This is a genomic window from Mycobacterium simulans (assembly GCF_900232995.1).
In the GTDB taxonomy this organism is placed as follows: domain Bacteria; phylum Actinomycetota; class Actinomycetes; order Mycobacteriales; family Mycobacteriaceae; genus Mycobacterium; species Mycobacterium simulans.
In genome coordinates, this window is record NZ_OCVX01000003.1 from 860,477 (window position 1) to 878,775 (window position 18,299).

17 protein-coding genes are annotated in these 18,299 nt (G+C 63.7%); 2 read left to right on the forward strand and 15 right to left on the reverse strand.

Annotation, left to right across the window (positions count from 1 at the left end; genetic code table 11):
• Nucleotide 1 precedes the first annotated feature (1 nt).
• The 11 genes from MSIMFI_RS04650 to fadD5 form a co-directional block, all read right to left on the reverse strand.
• Entirely contained in the window at nucleotides 2-976 is a 975-nt protein-coding gene (locus MSIMFI_RS04650) for an RDD family protein (RefSeq protein WP_191496320.1), read from the reverse strand.
• On the reverse strand, nucleotides 973-1,629 hold the full coding sequence (locus tag MSIMFI_RS04655; protein ID WP_191496321.1) for a hypothetical protein: 657 nt from the start codon (nucleotides 1,627-1,629) through the stop codon (nucleotides 973-975). Before MSIMFI_RS04655 ends, MSIMFI_RS04650 begins: the two co-directional genes overlap by 4 nt.
• A complete protein-coding gene (locus MSIMFI_RS04660; RefSeq protein ID WP_191496322.1) occupies nucleotides 1,599-3,176 on the reverse strand; it encodes an MCE family protein in 1,578 nt (525 codons plus the stop codon). Before MSIMFI_RS04660 ends, MSIMFI_RS04655 begins: the two co-directional genes overlap by 31 nt.
• Nucleotides 3,170-4,324, reverse strand: coding sequence for a virulence factor Mce family protein (locus MSIMFI_RS04665; protein WP_191496323.1), 1,155 nt, complete (start codon nucleotides 4,322-4,324; stop codon nucleotides 3,170-3,172). The genes MSIMFI_RS04660 and MSIMFI_RS04665 overlap by 7 nt, the downstream gene beginning before the upstream one ends.
• Complete coding sequence (locus MSIMFI_RS04670) at nucleotides 4,324-5,928, reverse strand: virulence factor Mce family protein (protein ID WP_186241180.1); 1,605 nt, start codon at nucleotides 5,926-5,928, stop codon at nucleotides 4,324-4,326. The genes MSIMFI_RS04665 and MSIMFI_RS04670 overlap by 1 nt, the downstream gene beginning before the upstream one ends.
• On the reverse strand, nucleotides 5,925-7,487 hold the full coding sequence (locus MSIMFI_RS04675) for a virulence factor Mce family protein (protein ID WP_186241179.1): 1,563 nt from the start codon (nucleotides 7,485-7,487) through the stop codon (nucleotides 5,925-5,927). Before MSIMFI_RS04675 ends, MSIMFI_RS04670 begins: the two co-directional genes overlap by 4 nt.
• Nucleotides 7,484-8,524 (reverse strand): virulence factor Mce family protein, encoded by a 1,041-nt coding sequence (locus MSIMFI_RS04680; RefSeq protein ID WP_186241178.1) that lies wholly within the window; start codon nucleotides 8,522-8,524, stop codon nucleotides 7,484-7,486. Before MSIMFI_RS04680 ends, MSIMFI_RS04675 begins: the two co-directional genes overlap by 4 nt.
• Nucleotides 8,521-9,843, reverse strand: a complete 1,323-nt coding sequence (locus MSIMFI_RS04685; protein ID WP_191496324.1) for an MCE family protein — start codon at nucleotides 9,841-9,843, stop codon at nucleotides 8,521-8,523. Before MSIMFI_RS04685 ends, MSIMFI_RS04680 begins: the two co-directional genes overlap by 4 nt.
• Nucleotides 9,844-9,847: 4 nt before the next feature.
• Nucleotides 9,848-10,717, reverse strand: coding sequence for an MlaE family ABC transporter permease (locus MSIMFI_RS04690; protein WP_191496325.1), 870 nt, complete (start codon nucleotides 10,715-10,717; stop codon nucleotides 9,848-9,850).
• A 1-nt stretch (nucleotide 10,718) separates the two neighbouring features.
• Complete coding sequence (locus MSIMFI_RS04695) at nucleotides 10,719-11,522, reverse strand: MlaE family ABC transporter permease (protein WP_186241176.1); 804 nt, start codon at nucleotides 11,520-11,522, stop codon at nucleotides 10,719-10,721.
• 224 nt (nucleotides 11,523-11,746) lie between these two features.
• Entirely contained in the window at nucleotides 11,747-13,387 is a 1,641-nt protein-coding gene (gene fadD5, locus MSIMFI_RS04700) for a fatty-acid--CoA ligase FadD5 (protein ID WP_191496326.1), read from the reverse strand.
• Nucleotides 13,388-13,546: 159 nt separating this feature from the next.
• On the opposite strand from fadD5, the gene MSIMFI_RS04705 reads away from it, so the two are divergent.
• On the forward strand, nucleotides 13,547-14,239 hold the full coding sequence (locus MSIMFI_RS04705; protein WP_186241174.1) for a GntR family transcriptional regulator: 693 nt from the start codon (nucleotides 13,547-13,549) through the stop codon (nucleotides 14,237-14,239).
• Between the two features lie 7 nt (nucleotides 14,240-14,246).
• Here the strand turns inward: MSIMFI_RS04705 and MSIMFI_RS04710 are convergent, their stop codons facing one another.
• Together MSIMFI_RS04710 and MSIMFI_RS04715 are read right to left on the reverse strand one after the other, a co-directional pair.
• Nucleotides 14,247-14,684, reverse strand: coding sequence for an SRPBCC family protein (locus MSIMFI_RS04710; protein WP_186241173.1), 438 nt, complete (start codon nucleotides 14,682-14,684; stop codon nucleotides 14,247-14,249).
• A gap of 24 nt (nucleotides 14,685-14,708) precedes the next feature.
• The gene (locus MSIMFI_RS04715; RefSeq protein WP_186241172.1) at nucleotides 14,709-15,185 is read right to left on the reverse strand and encodes an acyl-CoA thioesterase; all 477 of its coding nucleotides are present in this window, start codon (nucleotides 15,183-15,185) and stop codon (nucleotides 14,709-14,711) included.
• A gap of 14 nt (nucleotides 15,186-15,199) precedes the next feature.
• On the opposite strand from MSIMFI_RS04715, the gene MSIMFI_RS04720 reads away from it, so the two are divergent.
• Nucleotides 15,200-16,306, forward strand: a complete 1,107-nt coding sequence (locus MSIMFI_RS04720; RefSeq protein WP_191496327.1) for an alcohol dehydrogenase catalytic domain-containing protein — start codon at nucleotides 15,200-15,202, stop codon at nucleotides 16,304-16,306.
• Nucleotides 16,307-16,368: 62 nt separating this feature from the next.
• Here the strand turns inward: MSIMFI_RS04720 and MSIMFI_RS04725 are convergent, their stop codons facing one another.
• On the reverse strand, nucleotides 16,369-16,893 hold the full coding sequence (locus MSIMFI_RS04725; RefSeq protein ID WP_191496328.1) for a hypothetical protein: 525 nt from the start codon (nucleotides 16,891-16,893) through the stop codon (nucleotides 16,369-16,371).
• Nucleotides 16,894-16,940: 47 nt separating this feature from the next.
• A complete protein-coding gene (locus MSIMFI_RS04730; protein ID WP_191496329.1) occupies nucleotides 16,941-18,110 on the reverse strand; it encodes a CaiB/BaiF CoA transferase family protein in 1,170 nt (389 codons plus the stop codon).
• Nucleotides 18,111-18,299: the final 189 nt, after the last annotated feature.

Genomic DNA, 18,299 nt, shown 5'->3' on the forward strand with positions numbered 1-18,299 from the left:
TTCAATCCCCGGGCGGTTTCGGTTTGGTCAGCACGGTCAGGTCGTCAACGCGCCACTGGTCGTGCCGGTCTTTCGCAAAGCTCACCCGGACGGTTGCGCTGATGTACCGCTGGTCCGGCGGTACCCCCCGACGGCCCTGCATGAACAACAGCATCGTGGCGCGATCCGGAGTCGCCGACTGTACCGAGCTGCCGGTCACCCAATACTCGTTGATGACCGGGTGGCCTTTCTCCACGGCCTCCTGCTGCGCGGCCAGCTGTCCGCGATATTTGTTGGTGGTCAGCGACTGAGCGCGGACGAAGTCCTCGCGCAATGTCTTCGGGTCGTACGTCAGCATCTCGGCGACCATTTTCGGCCCTTGTGTGGAAATCTCTGCCCGAGTTTGGTCGGTCGCCCGGTCGGGCGCATACACCAGGGTGTAGCTCACGCCGGCACCGTCCAGACACAACACCGCCGCTGTCAGCAGGGCCGCCGCGGTCCAGCGCCGTACCTTGAGTGGCTGCTCGTGACGTTCGACGCGTCGTACCTCGGTGCGCAACAGCATGTCGGCGAAAGTGCGTCGCCGAGAGTCCCACAGCGGCCATAGCCAACCCACTAGTACCGGTGCGGTGTCGAGCAGGTGGGCTAGATCTCGCAGCAGCAACCCCCATGCTCCCGGCGCTGGCCCATCGCTGCGTTTCACCGCGATCCCATACAGGGCGCGTCCCAAGCTCCATCCGGTGATGGTCGGCAACAGCAACCTGTTGACCAACAGCAGCAGGATGACGGCCCCGAGGACGGACATGGCTACCCACCACCACGCGCTGCGTGGCGGGAGGGTCAACGAGACCACTGCCATCGTCGCCACCACGGCCATACCGGGCGCCACGTCAACGACAAATGCACGGGCGCGCAAATTCCATGGCGCCAAGTCGTTCTGGGGTAGGTCTTGAATGGCCGCAGTGGTGGTCTGGGTCTTTTCGACCACCACCGTCACTTCGTCACCTGGTCGAGTTTGGAAATCTTGTACTGACCGTCCGCGAGGGTCATCCGCACGCGCAGGCGGTAGCCAGTTTCCTGCCCCTGTACCTGATCGCTATTCACCTTGACGCGCAGCGCCACGAGCACGTCGACAGAGCCGTCGGTGTTGTTGCGTTCAACGGCCGCCCGCATATCGGAGACTTGAACGTGCACGTTCGAGGCTTGGTAGGCCTGCACCAGCATGCTGCTGTACAGCAGGGCTTGGGTGCGGTAGGTATCCGTGCCGCACTCGATGATCTTCTGTTCGCTGGCGGCCATGGCGTTGGTGTCCGGCGCCTGTGTCGCGGCCACGCAATCCTTGGCCGCCTGAAGTGCCTGGGCGTCGTAGCGCGCGATGTCTTGGCTTTCTTGATGGGAACGCCACGCGAAGTAGCCGCCCGCCCCAATGGCACCGGCAATGAGCAGCAGCACCGCACTGACACCGGCCAGCCAACCACGGCCCAGACGCGACGGGCCCCGCTCGGCAGTCGAATCCTCGGCCGTCACCTCGGTGCTCGTCTGGTCGGCTCTGGCCTCGCATTCTTTCGAATCCTCGGCCTTCACCTCCGGGCCCAGCGAATCATCCGCGTCGGTGGGGTTCAGCCGGCTGGCGCCAGCATCTCCTTCCATCCGTCGTCTCCTGTTTTGGTCGAGTTTTCGACGGAGTATTTGACTCCATCGGGCCCTACCAGTTCACCGCTCTGGGGACTGTATACCGCCGTGGGAGGCCCGTTCGGAGTGTAGACACACGGATTGGGCTGTTGTCCGTTGCACTGCACCGTGCCGGAACCGGGGCGCTGCAGTGGATCGCTGATCGGAGGCGGCGTCCCACCCGGCGGTAGCCTGTCGGCCGGTGCCGGGTTCAATCCGTTGTTCACTGACGGCGCCGGAATCACCATCCCTGGCTTTACCGGCTGATCGCAGCGTGCCGCGGGTGCGGGGCAGGTCAGGAGCTGGTTCGGGTCGCCATACCAGGGATTGGTCCCCGCCGGCTCGTACGGCTTGGGGTCGCGGCACTCCCGAGGCGTGGCCGCACGCTTACCGGGGACATCCACACAAGGAATGTTTCGCGATCCGCGGACGCTGTTGGCCGGCGTGTCCATGGGAATCTTGCAATACGTACCGCTCGGCAATGGCACCAAGCTGGTATCCGCAAAAGAGCGCCACTGCGATGCCGGAATGAAGCCGGTCAGACAGGGCGGTGGCTGGTTGATCGCCAACGCGAGGTCGAGCGCAGCCATGTTCGGGAACGGCGCGGCCACCGTCTGCGCGATCGAAGCACCCTGCGGCAGAAACACCAGGACCTGCTCGAGGCCGGTGTGGTAGCGCTTGAGCATGTCGAACACGACCTCGAGATTCGCCAGCGTCTGTGGCAGCGAATCGCGCACATCGGTGAAGACCTCGTTGACCTGGTCAGCGGTGGGAGCGGCTTGGGACAGAATGCTTTTCAGATTCTGGTCACGCTCTGCGGTTTGCGCTGCCAACACATTGAGGTTGTGCGCCCAGCGCTCGATGGCGCTGCCCGAGTTGACCTGACTGTCCAGGATCGGTCCGGAGTGCTGGATGATGTCGTTGATGTCTTGGATTTGGTTGCGGAAATCGCCCACGATCGCCTGAGTGCCGTCGGTCAACCGTTGCAGCGCGGGTCCCAAACCGCCGACGGCTTGCGCTGTTTCATCGAGCAACTGCCCGATCTTTTCCTTGGGCAACACCTCAAGCCCACGGTTGGCGGTGTCCAACGCCGGCCCGATTTCACTTGGCACCGTGTTCTTGCACGCGGGCCCCGGGCCGCAGGTGATGGTCTGTCCGGATGCGTAGTATTTGCCGGGATTACCGGTCGATACCAGGTCCAGATACTGCTCACCAACCGCGGAGACCGAGTGCACGTTGGCCGTCGCGTCGAGAGGGATCTTGTAACGGCTGTCGATGCTCATCGTCGCCCGCGCACCCTTTGGGGTGGGCTCGACGTCGGTGACCTTGCCGATGGTGATGCCGCGATAGGTCACGTTGGCCGTCGGATACAGACCACCCGACGCGGGTAGCTCTGCGGTAAGCGTGTACCGACCGACACCCACGAGGCTGGGAATCTGCAGGTAGTAGACGCCAAGCACCAGCAGCGCGATCACGGTCAGGATCCCGAACAGGTACAGCTGGCGTCGGATGAAGGGAGTCAGCATTGCCTGTCCGCCCTTTCGACCAGCGGTCCACCGGGAGCGTCGTTCGGGTTCGGCGTGTACCGGACGTCGGGGATCATCGTCTCGGGGTCGCGCCCGAACGACTGCTCGAGCGCGCGCAGGGCTCCGGAAAATCCGGTACCGGTGAGGAGCGCGTTGTCCATGGCACTGTAGGTCACGTCGATAGTCGCCGACACGTTCTGGTAGTCACCGCGGAATATCTTCGGAACGGCGTCTATGTCGAACGGCTGGGTGAGAATTAGCTTCAACGCCCCGAGAAGATACGGCGAACCGCGGCCCAGTTCTCGCAACGGGCATTGCAGCGCCTGCAGGTCGGTGTGCAGGTTGCCGCGCGCCTCCTCCAGGTACTGGCCGGCTTGTTGGCTGAGCCGCCCGATCGCGTCAACGGCGTTGATGAGCAGGTTCTGGGTCTCGGCGAAATGTTTGATCAGCGGCGGGAAGTCAGTCAGCACCCGATCCAGAACGTCCGCCCGTTGGCCGACATAGACCAGCAGTCGGTTGGTGGAGTCGATGGCGTGGGTGATGTCGTCGCGCTGCTCGTTGAGCTGTCTGGTAAAGGTGTCCAGCTTCGTGAGGAAGGCCCTGATCTGGTCGGCCCGCCCGTGGAAGATGTTGTACACCTCGTTCTGCAGCACTTCGAGATTTGGGATGCCGCCGCCGCGAATGATCAGGGCCAGGCTGGCCAGCGTCTGCTCGGTATTGGGAAACGCGGACGAATCCTTCAGGGGTATCGTGTCGCCGTTCTTGAGCAGTGCCCCTTTATCTGGCGAGTGCAGCTCCACATGCTGCGAACCCAGCAGACTGGTCTGTCCAATCTTGGCGAGGGTGCCCTTCCTCAGCTGGACGCCCTTGTCGATTCCCAGCGTCAGGGTTGCCACCCAGTTCTTCAGCTCGATCTTGTGTATCGAGCCCACCGTCACATCGGCAACCATCACCTTGCTGTTGCCGTTGATCGCCAGGGTGTCCGGCACCTGCACATAAAGGGTGTAGGCCCCTTCACCGCTGCCCGGACCACCCGGAATAGACACGTTGGAGATTCCGCGCCACCCGCACGAACTCAGCACCATCGCGACCACGAGCAACACCAGGCCCTGCCAGCCCCGGAGCCGCATTGTTCTCAGTACGCGCATCACTGGCCTCCTGCCTCAGCGGGCAGCGGTGCGCCGACTGGCGCGGGCGCCGGCCCTGGAGCGGGCGTGGGAGCGACGGGACCTGGGATCACGCCCGGGGCCGGCGGCGGCGGCGGTATCGGCACCTGCGCCTGCAAGCCGATGGGCGGCAGCACCGGGTACTCGTCGTATGCGTTCGGCGGTCCTGGCGGAGTCTGCAGGGTGGATTGAACGGGCTCGATGTCGGGACCACCCATCAATTCGGCCAGCGATTCGGGGGTCATCAGGCCGGCCGTGATTGGGCCTACCTGCTGTCCTTGCATCCCCGGGGCGACAATCCAGCCCTGTTGGGTGTTGCGGTGCGACAACGGTGTATCGGGCACCCAGATGCCCGGGACGGTGGTGTCCTTATACCCGTTCGGTGGCTGCAGCCGCGGCTCGGAGTACGCGACGTGCTTGGGAAGCACCTCGGCGGTGCTGAACGCGTTCAAGCCGAACGGGAAGTAGTTGAACTTGATCGCGTCGAGGACCGGCGCCAGGTATTGCGCGCAAAGTTCGGCGGACTCTTGATAGCCAAGCCGGCTGCCGGCCTGAATCGAGCTGCAGATGAACTGCATCGGGTTCGCGAAGCTCGTAATCTCCGGAATGGCGACCACGGAACCGTGCGCCGGGTGATAAATCTGGTTGACGTTCGCTGCGGCCGTCGGAAGGACGTGCAGCGCGGTCTCGATCCCGTTGAGGGGCTCCGGTTGAAGCAGCGTGTTGGTCACGTCAGCCAGGTTGTTGACGTCGTGGGCCAGCACTTCGCGGTTCTTGTCGAGGAACGGGCGGATGGTGGTAAGCAGGCTGTCAAACTGCTCAAGCGCATTGGCGAGGTCGCGGTCGGAACGGGTGAGTCGACTGGTGAAGTCCGCCAGGTTCTCGTTCAGCGCGACGAACTGCTTGTCATCCTGATGCAGTGCGTTGACGAACAGCGCCAGGCTGCGCACCACCGCAAAGAAGTCGCCGCGACCCTCGTTCAACGCGGTCAACGCCGCCGACAGGCTGTCCAGCGTGGTGTTGATCTGTTTGCCTTTGCCGGCCAGTCCGTTTGCGAACGATTCGATGACCTCGCCGAACGGCCCCTTTGGCTGCTGTTCGGTCGGACCGAGTTTGGAGATGATGTTGGTGATGCTGTTGCGCAGCTCGTCCCACTCCACCGGCACCCGGGTGCGCTCGATCGGGATCACCGTGTTGTTGGCCAGCACCGGGCCACCTTTGTACGGCGGCTCCAGCTGGAGCGTGCGCGACGCCACCAGGGTGGGGTTGAGGATCACCGCCTGCGCATTGGCCGGCACCTTGTATTTGTTCTGGTAGTGGAAGGTCACCTTCATCTTGTCGCCGGCCGGCTCGATGCTGTCGATCTTGCCGACCTGCAAGCCCATGATCTGGACCTTGTCGCCCGGGTATAGGGCGTTCGCAGCCGGGAAGTAGGCCACAACGGTGTTGTTCGTCAGCTTCTGGTAAAGCTGCCAGCCCACGAACACGGCCACCAAACCCAGTACCACCACCAGTGATCCGATGATCACCGCTGCCCGCGACATCTTGGGTAGGCGGATGTTGCGGATGTCAAAGATGGTGCTCAATTCTGGCTACCTCCCGTCTCTCCGCTACCGCCCGTCCCGCCTGGCGTGATGTACGGGGCGGGCAGCTGCGGCCCGGGCCCAGGCGGTGCGGGCGGACCCGGTGGTAGCCCCGGTGCGAACGTCGACGGCGGCGGCGTCGGACCGGCAGGTCCCAGTGGCTCGGTGCGGGCACCCGGGGGTGCGTTCGGCGGCAGCGGCACCGGTGTCCCGACAACGTCCGGCGGTGGGTCGCCCGGCCGCCCGGCGATCGGGATGCCCGGGCCCGGTTGCAGGCCGTTCGGATTCGGTGGCGACACCTGGACATCCAGCGGCGCCGGGAAATTGGGGCCACCGAACGGGCCTTGGAGCACACCCGCACAGGGCAGCGGATCCTCCGGCCGGGGCAGCGCGCCCGCCGCCGGCGTGTAGGAACATGGCGATCCGGGCGGCACAGCCGGGCCGGGGTGTTCCGGCGTGCCCTCAAGCACCAGCGGCGGCGGAGGCGGTGCGCCGTTGGGGAATCGGGTGCCGTTGGGGTCGGGGAAGCGGTATGCCGGCAGCCCCGCGCTACGCCAGAACTCTTCGGGATCGATGCCACGCTTCTTGAACGCGGCATCGATGAACGGCTGCATAATCTGACCCGGGACCAGGTTGTGAATGACCACTTTGAAGAACGGTCCGGACCCGATGGCCTCATTCAACGACGGGAGGAATGCCCCGACCTGGACGAGCCCATTAGCTAAATCGTCTTTGCGCTCGACAAGGAGGTCGCTGACCGTGCGCAACTGTTCCAGCACGTGATTCAGGTTCGGGTTGTCATTGATCAATCCCTGTACCTGGGCCGAGAACGAAGCGATATTCCCCAGCAGTGCGTCGATGGCGCGCCCGCGTTCTTCGAACGCGGCCAGCAGTGTCTTGGCATTGACCAAGAGCCGATCCACCTGTGCGCTGCGGTCACCGAGGACGCTGGCGACCTGGTTGGCCTGGGCAAGCAGATGCTTGATCTCCTCGTCACGCTTACCGATCGTGTCGGAGAACTTGGCGACGCCATCCAGCGTGGCGCTTAGGTGCGGATAGGTCTGATCAATGGTCTCCGACAACACGTGCAGCGACCGCTTGACGGTGTCGATGTCCCAGCCGGTGGCCGCCTTGGTGACGTCGAAGAATGCGTCGTAGATCTGGTAGGGAGTCGTGCTCTGTCCCAGCGGCAAGGTGCCCCCCGGGCGCAGCGGCTGGTTGCCGCGCGCCTCGATCTCGAGGACCTTCTTACCGAGGATGGTGTCGGTGCGGATCGCCAGCCGGCTCTCGGTGCCGATGGTGTGGGTTCCGATCGAGAACTTAATCAAGATGTGGTCACCATCTATGGTGAGCCCTTCGACCTTGCCCACATCCATACCGGCGATTCGAACCTTGTCGCCCTTGTTGAGCTGACCGGAGTCGGTGAATTGCCCGTAGTAACTGGGCCTGGCCATCAACATCGGCACACTGGTGAAGCTTTGGCCCACTCCGATGACAAGCAGCGTCACCACGATGCCCATGAGGCCGATTCGAAGTCGATTGGGGGGTTCCAGAGTTCTCATTGCGGCGCGCACCTACCCGTCGGCTGTGAGAAAAGCCGGACCGTACGGACGGGGCCACCAGCCTGCAGCCCGTTGATCTTGAGCGTGATGTCGCAGGAGTAGAAGTTCACGAAGTCTCCGTAGGAGCCGATGGCGCGCCCGATCATGTTCAACGCCGTTGGCAGCTTGTGGAGGTAATCGTTGAGCTCCTGACGCTGATCGATCAGCGGCTGCTGAACGGCGTCCAGGTAGTTAACGGTCCGGTGCAGCAGGGAGCGGTTCTCGCCCAGCAGATCGGCGACCGTTCCTGCGGCATTGCTGATGCGCGCGGTCCCACCGGCGAGCGAGTCGTCGTGGTTCCGCAGCCCGGTGATCAGAACCTCGAGGTTGTTGACCGTCTGATCAAAGTCCTTGCGGTGTCGAACCGTCGTGTCCAGGACGGTGTTCAGGTTCTTGACCACCTCGCCGATCGCCTGGTCACGCTCGGCGATCTGCGAGGTCAGCTGCGCGGTGTTGTCGAGAATGTTGTTGATGGTGCCGCCCTGACCCTGGAACACAGTGATCAATGCCGAGGTGATGGTGTTGACTTTGTCCGGGTCCAGGGCCCGAAACAGCGGCTTGAAACCACCAATCAGTGCATCGAGGTCCAGCGCCGGCGACGTGCGCGACAGCGGGATGTATCCACCCGGCGGCAAGATCTTGTCAGAGCCTTCGCCGGTGCCGCGCTTGAGCTCCAAGTAGCGATTGCCGATCAGGTCGAGATAGCGGATCTGGGCGGTCGTCGACTGATAAAGGGGCACCGAGCGGTCGACGTCGAAATCCACCCGTACCCGTTTGCCGCCGTCGATCAGCTCGACGTTTTTGACCTTGCCTATCTCCACACCCGAGGCGCGGACGAATTGGCCGTTGCGCAGCCCGCTGATGTTGCTGAACTCGGCGGAGTAGCCATTGGTGCGGTCGAAACGGAGCTGACCGAACACGATGATGATCATCACGCTGAAGAGCAGCAGCACCACGGAGAAGATGCTGAGTTTGACTAGAGTGCCGGTGATTTTCATGGGTTGATCGTGTTATCCCCTACTTGACGGCCCCAGACGTATTCGATTACGTACGGGGAACCGGTCTCCAAGTGGTTGTACGGCGCAATGCTGTTGCCGGTGTCCATAACCAATTCGGGCGCGGGCCAGAAATCATGGGTGATTTGCTGCCAGCATCCCGGTGCACCCCCTGGCCCACCGTGGGCGTTCACCCGCGGCAGGTTTTCCGGATAGATGTAGGGATTCGGCGCCCCTCCGACCACGCCGGCGGCAAGCCCGCCGACCTGTGAGAGCAAGAGGGGTACCAGCGATACGGGGTTCAACATCAGCCCCAAGCCCGATAGCACCTGGGAATGGCTGTTTAGCGAGTAGCCGTTGCCGCCGAGGAACTGGTAGGCCTTGGGTTCGATGTCGTGGTAGTTGCGCAGGGTGCAGAACAGCTCCGGGCTGTAGGTGTCCAGCACCTGAGCGGTAGGTACTAGGTCGGCGGCTCCACGCGCCAAATACGGCCCGCCCCGGGCGAAGATGTCCTCGCCGGTATTGCCGAACCCGACCGCCGCCAACAACGCTTGGTCCAATTGGTGTTGCTGCTGGTTGATCGTGCGGGCGGTCGGCACCGAATTGTTGAGGAAGTCGAACAAATCCGGCGACGCATTGGCGTACACGTCGCCTAGCGCGGCTAGCTGTTGGATGTCCCGACGGGCCTGAGGCATCTGCGGGTTGAGGTCGTCGAGGATCGCGTTGCCATTGACGACCGACTGTCCGAATTTATCGCCTAACCCGGCCAGCGCTTGTGCGGCCGCGCTCAGCGTGAGGTTCAGTTTGACCGGATCGACCTTCTCCGAGATCGAGGTAATGGTCTGGAACAGCGTGTTGATTTCCGTCGTCACACCCACCGCATTGATGGTGCTGCTGCGTGTGAGGTGCCCCTTGGAAATGATGTTTCCCTGGGCGTCTCTCGGCGTTACCAGCGACACATACTTTCCGCCGAACACCGTCGTCGCCTTGATCTGGGCGTCCACATTTTCCGGAATGATCGACAGATACTGCGGATACACGTCCAAGGTGAACTTGGCGGCGGGCTTACCGTCGGGACGCGTGATTTCGGTTATCTTGTCGACCCGGCCGATCTGCACGCCGTTATAGGTGACCTTCGACCCTGGATCCATCACCAAGCCAGCCCGGTCGGACACCATGGTCAACTTGACCTTTTCCGTGAAATCTCCGCGGAACTGGATGTACACCAGCGCAAGCACCAGAAGGAATACCACGCCCGAAACCACACCCATCGTTTTGTACGGCGGGTTTCTGACCTTGTTGATCTTGCCTGGACTCGTCATGGCGCTACACCGTTAGAGCGAAGTTGGGGTTGACGCCGTACAGCGCCAACGCGGCACACAACACGACAACCTGCACCGAGACCAGCGAGAAACGCATCGATCGGCCGACGGCCTCGCCGACGCCGACGGGCCCGCCGCCGGCGTTATATCCGTAGTAGCAGTGGGTGACCATCACGATCGCCGCGATGATGACGGCTTCCAAAAACGACCAGAACACGTCGTCGGGACGCAGGAACGTGCGGAAGTAGTGCTCGTAGGTGCCGGTCGACTGTCCGTAGAGCACCGTCGTGACGACCTGTGGGGAGAGGAAGGACATGATCATCGCCAGGGCGTAGAGCGGGATGATCACCACCAGCCCGGCGATGACGCGGGTGGAGGTCAGGTAGGAAACCGACTTGATGCCCATCACCTCAAGGGCGTCGATCTCCTCGCTGATCCGCATCGCTCCCAGCTCGGCGGTGGCGCCCGCCCCGACCGTGGCCGCCAGTGCGATGCCGGTGACGACAGGGCCGGCGATACGTACGTTGATCAGTGCCGAGAAGAACCCGGTGAACGCCTCGACCCCGATGTTGCCCAGCGAGGCAAAACCTTGGATGGCAACCAGCGAGCTACCGGACAGGGTCACGAAACCGACGATTGCGGCGGTGCCGCCGACGACGGCCATTGCGCCGGTGCCCATGCCGATCTGGGCGATCAGCCGCAGCGTTTCCTTGCGGTAGTAGTGCAACGCGTGCGGGATCTGCCCGATGCTGGTCAGGACGAACCAGGCCAGCTGACCCGTCTCGTCCAGTCCTCGGGTGACACTGCCGGCGTAGCGATTGATATTGGCAACTGCCCGCGGAAAGCGGGCGCGAACGATTGTGCCTGTCGACATGTCAGTGCCCCGTCCCGAATCGCACACCGATCGTGGTCAAGATGACGTTGACCGCGTACAGGGCGACCACGCACAGCACCACTGTCTCGTTGACGGCGGTGCCCAGCCCCTTGGAACCACCCCGGACGGTCAGCCCGCGGTAGCAGCCGACCAGTCCGGCGATGAGTCCGAATGTCGCCGCTTTGACCATTGCGATGACCACCTCGGGAAGGCCGGTGATCGTGGTCAGCGTGGCGAGGTACGCACCGCCCGACACGTTTTGCAGGTAGACACCGAAGAGGTACCCGCCGACCAGGCCGACGGTAATCACCAAGGCATTAAGCAATGTGGCGACGACGGTCGCGGCGATAACCCGAGGCACTACCAGTCGGTGGATGGGGTCAATGCCGAGCACCTCCATCGCGTCGATCTCTTCACGGATGGTTCGGGCACCCAAGTCGGCGCATATCGCGGTCGAGCCGGCGCCGGCTACCACCAGCACGGTGGTCAGCGGACCGAGCTGGGTGACGGCGCCGATCGCCGCGCCCGCGCCGGAGAGGTCGGCGGCGCCGAACTGCGCCAGCAAAACGTTGAGAGTGAAGATGAGCAGGACTGTCAGCGGGATCGAGACCATGATGGTCGGCAGCAACGCGACCCTCATGATGAACCAGCACTGCAGGATGAGCTCACGCCATTGGAACGGCCGGCGGAATAGCGCCTTTCCGGTCAGCACGCACATTCGGAAAAACCCGCCGACCATTGTCAGCGGCGTCTCCAGTTGGTCGCGAAGGTAACCCATCAGGTGCGGACGCGTCGACGTGGTCACCGTTGCCCCCTCACACCGTTATTACGGGTGTCGCGCGCAGTGCGGCGTCGCGGCCGAGCATGTCGCACGCCTCCTCCTTGCCCCATCCCTAGGTGTGTGACCGTCGGCTCCCTACCAGCAGGTAGTAACGGAGACCACAGGAATGTACCTGATGGTCCGCCAGGTGTGAACCGCATCCTCACAATTAACCCTTCGTCAACAGCTGGCAAACATTACGGGTTCCGTCAGCTCCCCTCTTCCGTCGATAAATCGGTTGATACAGAACGTCTTTGAGAATCATTTGAGCTTCCATAGCGCATCCGCAGTTCAGTCTTGAGCACCTTCCCGGCGGGGTTGCGCGGAAGCGCATCCACGATCTCGAGTGCCTTGGGGTGCTTGTACCGCGCGAGCCGCTCGGTTAGGTACTCATCTAGCTCTTCGATTCGAAGGTGCCCTTCTGTTACAGCGGCGACCGCGATCGGCACCTCACCCCACTTCTCGTCGGACCGTCCAATGACCGCGACTTCGGCGATGCGGGGATGATCGGCAAGGACGTTTTCCACTTCGGCGCAGTAGACGTTCTCGCCGCCGGAGATGATCATGTCCTTCTTGCGGTCGACCACCCAGACGTAGCCGTCGGAGTCCATCCGCACGAGGTCCCCGGAATGAAACCAGCCGCCCGCAAACGCTTCCGCGGTGGCCTCCGGGTTATTCCAGTAGCCGCTCATCAATGTCGGTGCGCGGTAGACGATTTCACCCACCTCGCCGACGGGCACGTCGCACATGTTGTCGTCGACCACCCGAGCGGCCACCGTCGGGATCACTTTGCCGACCGATCCCCGCTTCCGGATCGCGTCGTCGCCGAGCAGCATGCAGGTGACCGGCGACATCTCGGTCTGGCCGAACGCGGCCAGAATCTGGGTTCCGGGAAAGACTTCCGACATCTGCCGTAGCAATGCATCCGGAGCCGGCGCGGCCCCCCAGGACATCACCCGCAGTTTGTGGTCACGTGGTCTCGATTGTTGCTCGGCGCAAACCGCCTGCCATTGAGCGGGAACCAAAAAGATGCCGGTGACCTTCTCGGCCTCCAGCACATCGAGCAGCTTGGCGGGCTCGAACGCGCCGAGCGGATAGATCACCGTCGAGATGCCGAGCAACATCCCGGTGAGCATGTTGCCGATTCCGGCGATGTGGAACAACGGGACGCCGACGAAGCCGATGTCGTTACTCAGGTCGACCCCGCTGGTATACAGCATGGTCATCGTCTGACCCGTTAGGTTCGCGTGGGTCAGCACGGCACCCTTGGGGCGGCCGGTGGTGCCCGAGGTGTACATGATCAGGGCCGGCGAGTCGTTGGGAATGTCCACCGGTTCGGCTGTGTCACCGGGCTCGGTTATGAGGTCTTCGTAGCCCAGCACACTGTCGTCGGTTGAGCCGCCGGCTACGGCGATCACATTCACCGATGGCTGGATGTCGCGGACATTGGTGGCCACCGGAGCCAACACCGCCTCGGTGATCATCACCCGCGCCCCGCAGTCCTCGACCAGGAATGCGATCTCAGTTGGAGTGAGCCGGAAATTCAATGGGACCGCGATGGCCCCCAGCATGTTGGCGGCCAGTACCGATTCGACGAACTCGGTGCGATTGAGCATCAGGATCATGACCCGATCACCGAAGCCGATCCCGCGGCGGCTCAGGGCGCCGGCCAATGCCGCAACGCGGCGCCGCAGCTCGGCCCATGTCACTGTGTGGCCCACAAACCTCAGCGCCGGCGCGTCTGGCTGCATCATCGCGTGCCGCTCGAGCTGGTTGACCCAGTTCTGCCGCCGAGCAATGTAAGGCTGCTCGGCTACCCGCGTCAGGTGGCTGGCCAGTTGCGCGGTCAACTATGCCTTCCCTTCACTTGCGCACCGCTTGCGACAGGTTGATATTTGATAAAACATGGTGTTGTCTGGGTCACATTATGGCCTTGACGGCGCAAAGACAAGAGCACCGAACTAGACCGCTAACCACCCGCCAAGCCCCGGAAAGCCCTGGCAGGCCACGTGAACGCTCCCCTCTCCACGCAGTCGCGTAGCCGAAGACCGCTGCGCCGGGCGCAGCTGTCCGACGAAGTAGCAGGACACCTGCGGGCGTCGATCATGTCGGGGAAGTTGCGCCCGGGAACGTTCATCCGCCTCGACGAGACCGCGGCCGAACTGGGAGTCAGCGTCACGCCCGTTCGGGAAGCCCTGCTCAAGCTGCGCGGTGAGGGCATGGTGCAGCTGGAGCCGCACCGCGGCCACGTTGTGCTGCCGTTGACCCGGCAGGACATCGCCGACATCTTCTGGCTGCAGGCCACCATCGCCAAAGAACTTGCCGTAACGGCCGCGGATCGCATCACCGACATCGAGATCGCGGAACTGGACCGCATCAATGATGCGCTGGCTCGGGCCGTCGAATCCGGCGACGCCGAGACGATCGCGGCGTGCGAGTTCTCGTTTCATCGCGTCTTTAATCAGGCGAGCGGGCGGATCAAGTTGGCCTGGTTCTTGCTAAACGCCGCGCGCTACATGCCGGCACAGATATACGCCGCCGATCCGCAGTGGGGTGTGGCCGCGGTTGACAATCACCGATTGTTGATCGCCGCACTACGCCAGCGCGACGTCGCAGCGGTGGTTGAGCACACCATCTGGCAGTTCACGGACGCGGCCCAGCGGCTGAGCGCGACGCTGGACAAGACGGGAATCTTTAGCTGACGGGTGGCTAGCTAGCCAGTTGCTCCGCGCGCTGCTTGACGTTTTCAGCGAGTTGCTCGAGCACGTTGTTGAGGAGCATCTTCACCATTGGCGCGGGCACCGGCATGCTCGGCTCGACATCGATATCTACCGTCAGCAAGCTGTTGGCGCCGCTTTCCACCACGCTGAATAGCTGCTCCTGCTTGGCGAACAGATCACCTTGTTGCATCACGGTTTGGATCTGGTTCTCACCCGGGTAGTACACGGCGTGGATATAGACGCCTTCAATGCCTTGGACTGCGGTGTCGAGCCGCACCTGGCTGGGACGCCCGTCGTCGTAGCGAGCGAGCACCCAAGCGCCCTTGACTCCTTCATTCCATTCCGGGTACCGCTCGATGTCGGCGACGATGGCCATGATCGAAGCGGCAGCCGCGCCGACCTCGACGGTCTTGCTCAAAACTGGCATTGGCGAAGCATACTGGTGCCAAACTCAGTCGTTCACACAGGCGGTTGCCAGCAGTGATCGGATGGCATCGGGAATGGGGACCGGCTTGCGGGTGGCCCGATCGACGTAGACATGGACCCAGTGCCCTAGCGCGGTGATCGGTTGCGCGTCGACTTTTCGATCGCTTTCTTGGTCGACCTTGAATACGCCGAGCCGATAGGTGACGCTGCTGCGTCCCAGCCGTGTCACCGCCAGGCCCACCGCGAGGCTTTGCGGGAAGTGCAGTTCCGAGAAGTAGCGACAGCCCGATTCGGCGACGATGCCCAGCGCGGGCGTGGCGAGCGGGTCGACACCGGCGCTTGTGTTGATCCAGGCGTTGATGGCGGTGTCGAACAGTTGGTAATAGACCGCGTTGTTGAGGTGGCCGAACATATCGTTGTCGGCCCATCGGGTGAGCACCGGCCACAGCACCGGAAAGTCACTACTGGTGAGCTCGTCAGGTGCCGGCGGAACCGAGGCCATGGTTGTATTCCAACATGTTTCACATCCGGGGTGCGGTATTGGAACGGATCGGTTCGCCGCGGCCATACGTCGAATCCCAGCCGATCAGCGTGGTCGACATAGAGCTGGATCCACCTGGAACTGACGAGGTCCTGGTACGCATCGAGGCGGCCGGCGTCTGCCACTCCGATCTATCGGTTGTGGACGGCAACAGGGTGCGGCCGGTGCCGATGTTGTTGGGTCATGAAGCCGCGGGAATCGTCGAACAGCTCGGCAACGGGGTCACTGACTTAGCCGTCGGCCAACGGGTCGTGCTCGTGTTCTTGCCGCGTTGCGGTCACTGTGCGGCATGCGCAACCGAGGGTTTGACACCGTGCGAACCGGGCAGCGCGGCCAACAGTGCCGGGACATTGCTCGGCGGCGGAATCCGGCTCGGCCGCAATGGTCACCCCGTGCACCACCACCTCGGCGTCTCCGGCTTCGCGACGCATGCCGTCGTCAACCAGGCCAGTGTGGTTCCGGTGCCGCATGACGTGCCCGCTCCCGTCGCGGCGCTGCTGGGGTGCGCCGTGCTGACCGGCGGCGGCGCGGTGCTCAACGTGGGCGATCCCCGACCGGGGCAGTCGGTTGCCGTCGTCGGCCTTGGCGGTGTCGGCATGGCCGCGGTGATCACTGCCCTGACCTATCCCGACGTCCGTGTTGTCGGCGTCGACCAGTTGCCCAGAAAGCTAGCCGCCGCGCGCGCCCTGGGCGCCCACGAAACCTACACGCCAGAGCAGGCGGTTGACGCTGGCATCAAGGCCGCCGTGGTCGTCGAGGCCGTCGGCCATCCCGCGGCGTTGCAGACCGCGATCGCACTGACCGCGCCGGGCGGTCGTACGATCACCGTCGGGTTGCCACCTCCCGATGCCCGGATCACCTTGTCGCCGTTGGGTTTTGTCGCCGAAGGCCGTTCACTGATCGGCAGCTATCTTGGCTCGGCGGTGCCCAGCCGCGACGTACCCCGCTTCGTAAGGCTGTGGCAGTCGGGCAGGGTGCCGGTGGAATCGTTGGTGTCGTCGACGATTCGGTTGGACGACATCAACGCGGCGATGGATCACCTGGCGGACGGCACCGCGGTGCGTCAGCTGATCACCTTCTGAAAGCCCGCAACTGAGCAGCACCCTGCAGCGTGTGACCGTAGTACTTCTTCATGGTTTCCCGGCTAGCGCAGCCAGGCCGAGTCGGTCATCATCATTTCGGTGGGACTTATTGAGCAGCAAGGGATTCCGGCAGCAGCCAGCGCCTGGCTCTTGAATGCCCGCGCCGCGCCACTGAGCACGTGCTGCGCTTTGGCCATGCCGCGGTTCAGCCCCAGGGGCCAACCGTCGCCCCACAGGGCTACTTCGGTCAACGGGTCGCCCAGGGCGTCGAGCACCCTGTCGCGCACACGATCGTCCGCGGTGAACGCCTCGGCGCTGACGGCCAGCGCATGGCTCGTCGCGTTCATCCCCGACTCCAGATCCCCGGTACCCGCTCCGAGGATGCGCAGTGGGCGCGCATCGCAGCCGTGTGGGAGCAACACGGTCACTTCCCAGCCAGCCATCGCCCGGTCGTAGAGCCATCCCCCGGCGGTACGCACGACGTCGGCGGCGCTGCCTGCAGCAACGTCAAGTCGATAGCGCAGACACTCCCCGTCTACGCGGGCCGCTCGCGCAGCACTTACCAGGCATGTCTGAACACCGACCATTTGGACAGCGTGACACTTTCATGGAAATTTGTAAAGGTCCGAGTCGCTCAGGGCTGGCGCCGCGCCTCGAGTTCGGCGAGCACTTCTTCGGTGTGTTGGCCGAGTTTTGGCGCCGTGGAACGGGGCCCACACGGGGTGCCGTGGAAATCGGCGGGGGTGGCCACCATCAGCACACTCGAGTCGCCATCCGGCACGTCGACGAATCCGCCCGCGGCGTGAAACTGCTCGTCCGCCACGACGTCCTCGATCCTGTTGATCGGCGACCAGAAGAATTCCGGTTCGCCGGCGAAGACTCCCTCCCACTCGTTGAGTGTCTTGGTGGCGAAAATCTCGTCGAGCTGCGCGATGAGCGGCACGGCGTTGACGGCCCGGGCGCGCGCGTCGCTGTATCGGGGGTCGGTCATCCACTCCGGGTGACCGACGACGCGGCACAGCGCGGGCCAGTGCCGATCGCCCTCGAGGCCAACGATCCAAAAACGTCGCCCGTCACCGGCGGTGTAGTTGTTCATGCACGGGTTGAACATCGATTCGCGCTGCCCAAGCATGATGGGCTGGCCGGTCATCAGATAGGTGTTGATGTCGAAGCTGACCGTGTAGGCGCCCTGGCGGTATAGCGAGGTGGTCACGAGTTGGCCCGTACCGGTGCGCTCGCGGGCTAGGAGCGCCGCGCACACCGCCGCGGCCAGTGTCATACCTGCCGAGTGGTCGCCCATGCCGCCCCGCTGGAACGGGGGCGGGTTGCCGCGCTGGGTAAGAAGATCCGCAATGCCGGCGCGCGACCAGAACGCGGCGACGTCGTACGCGGCGCGGTCGGCCTCCGGCCCCGTTTCGCCGTACCCGGTGATCAGGCCGTAGATCAGACGGGGATTGCGGGCGGACACCGTGTCGAAGTCCAGACCCAGGCGTCGTAACGCCGCAAGCCGCACGTTGGTCACGAAAACGTCCGCGCCGGCCAGCAATTCGAAGGCTTTACCGCGTCCCGCTTCCGTGCTGAGGTCCAGCACGATGCTGCGCTTGGACCGGTTATCCATTTCGAATGGCGGGTTGATCCCCGGCTCACACCCCAGCATCGGTCCGGACAAGCGTCCCGGATCACCGTTCGGCGGTTCGATTTTGACTACGTCGGCACCCCAGTCGGCGAGAATTGCCGCGGCGGCCGGAGCGGCCACCCATACGCCCAGTTCGACTACTTTGACGCCTTCTACCGGTCCGGCCATGACTGGGACAGTAATCAGCCCTTCCGGATCAAAATGGCGGTGGTTCGTCGTCGGGATCCGGTGGGGCGGGCCCGGTGTAGCTGGTGAGTTCGGCTCGCCGGGTGGCGCGGGCGGCCATGCGAGCGGCGTGGTTTTGACGGCGTTCGGCGGCGACGCGGTAGGCGCGGTCTTGGGCGCGGGTACGGCGGC

What these genes read in the sequence shown, in the direction of transcription:
- MSIMFI_RS04680 (WP_186241178.1), bottom strand. Translation starts at nt 8,524, where the DNA reads ATGAAAATCACCGGCACTCTAGTCAAACTCAGCATCTTCTCCGTGGTG.
- MSIMFI_RS04660 (WP_191496322.1), bottom strand. Translation starts at nt 3,176, where the DNA reads ATGCTGACTCCCTTCATCCGACGCCAGCTGTACCTGTTCGGGATCCTG.
- MSIMFI_RS04730 (WP_191496329.1), bottom strand. Translation starts at nt 18,110, where the DNA reads ATGGCCGGACCGGTAGAAGGCGTCAAAGTAGTCGAACTGGGCGTATGG.
- MSIMFI_RS04715 (WP_186241172.1), bottom strand. Translation starts at nt 15,185, where the DNA reads ATGGCCTCGGTTCCGCCGGCACCTGACGAGCTCACCAGTAGTGACTTT.
- MSIMFI_RS04685 (WP_191496324.1), bottom strand. Translation starts at nt 9,843, where the DNA reads ATGACGAGTCCAGGCAAGATCAACAAGGTCAGAAACCCGCCGTACAAA.
- MSIMFI_RS04710 (WP_186241173.1), bottom strand. Translation starts at nt 14,684, where the DNA reads ATGCCAGTTTTGAGCAAGACCGTCGAGGTCGGCGCGGCTGCCGCTTCG.
- MSIMFI_RS04655 (WP_191496321.1), bottom strand. Translation starts at nt 1,629, where the DNA reads ATGGAAGGAGATGCTGGCGCCAGCCGGCTGAACCCCACCGACGCGGAT.
- MSIMFI_RS04720 (WP_191496327.1), top strand. Translation starts at nt 15,200, where the DNA reads ATGTTTCACATCCGGGGTGCGGTATTGGAACGGATCGGTTCGCCGCGG.
- MSIMFI_RS04665 (WP_191496323.1), bottom strand. Translation starts at nt 4,324, where the DNA reads ATGCGCGTACTGAGAACAATGCGGCTCCGGGGCTGGCAGGGCCTGGTG.
- MSIMFI_RS04690 (WP_191496325.1), bottom strand. Translation starts at nt 10,717, where the DNA reads ATGTCGACAGGCACAATCGTTCGCGCCCGCTTTCCGCGGGCAGTTGCC.
- MSIMFI_RS04725 (WP_191496328.1), bottom strand. Translation starts at nt 16,893, where the DNA reads ATGGTCGGTGTTCAGACATGCCTGGTAAGTGCTGCGCGAGCGGCCCGC.
- MSIMFI_RS04675 (WP_186241179.1), bottom strand. Translation starts at nt 7,487, where the DNA reads ATGAGAACTCTGGAACCCCCCAATCGACTTCGAATCGGCCTCATGGGC.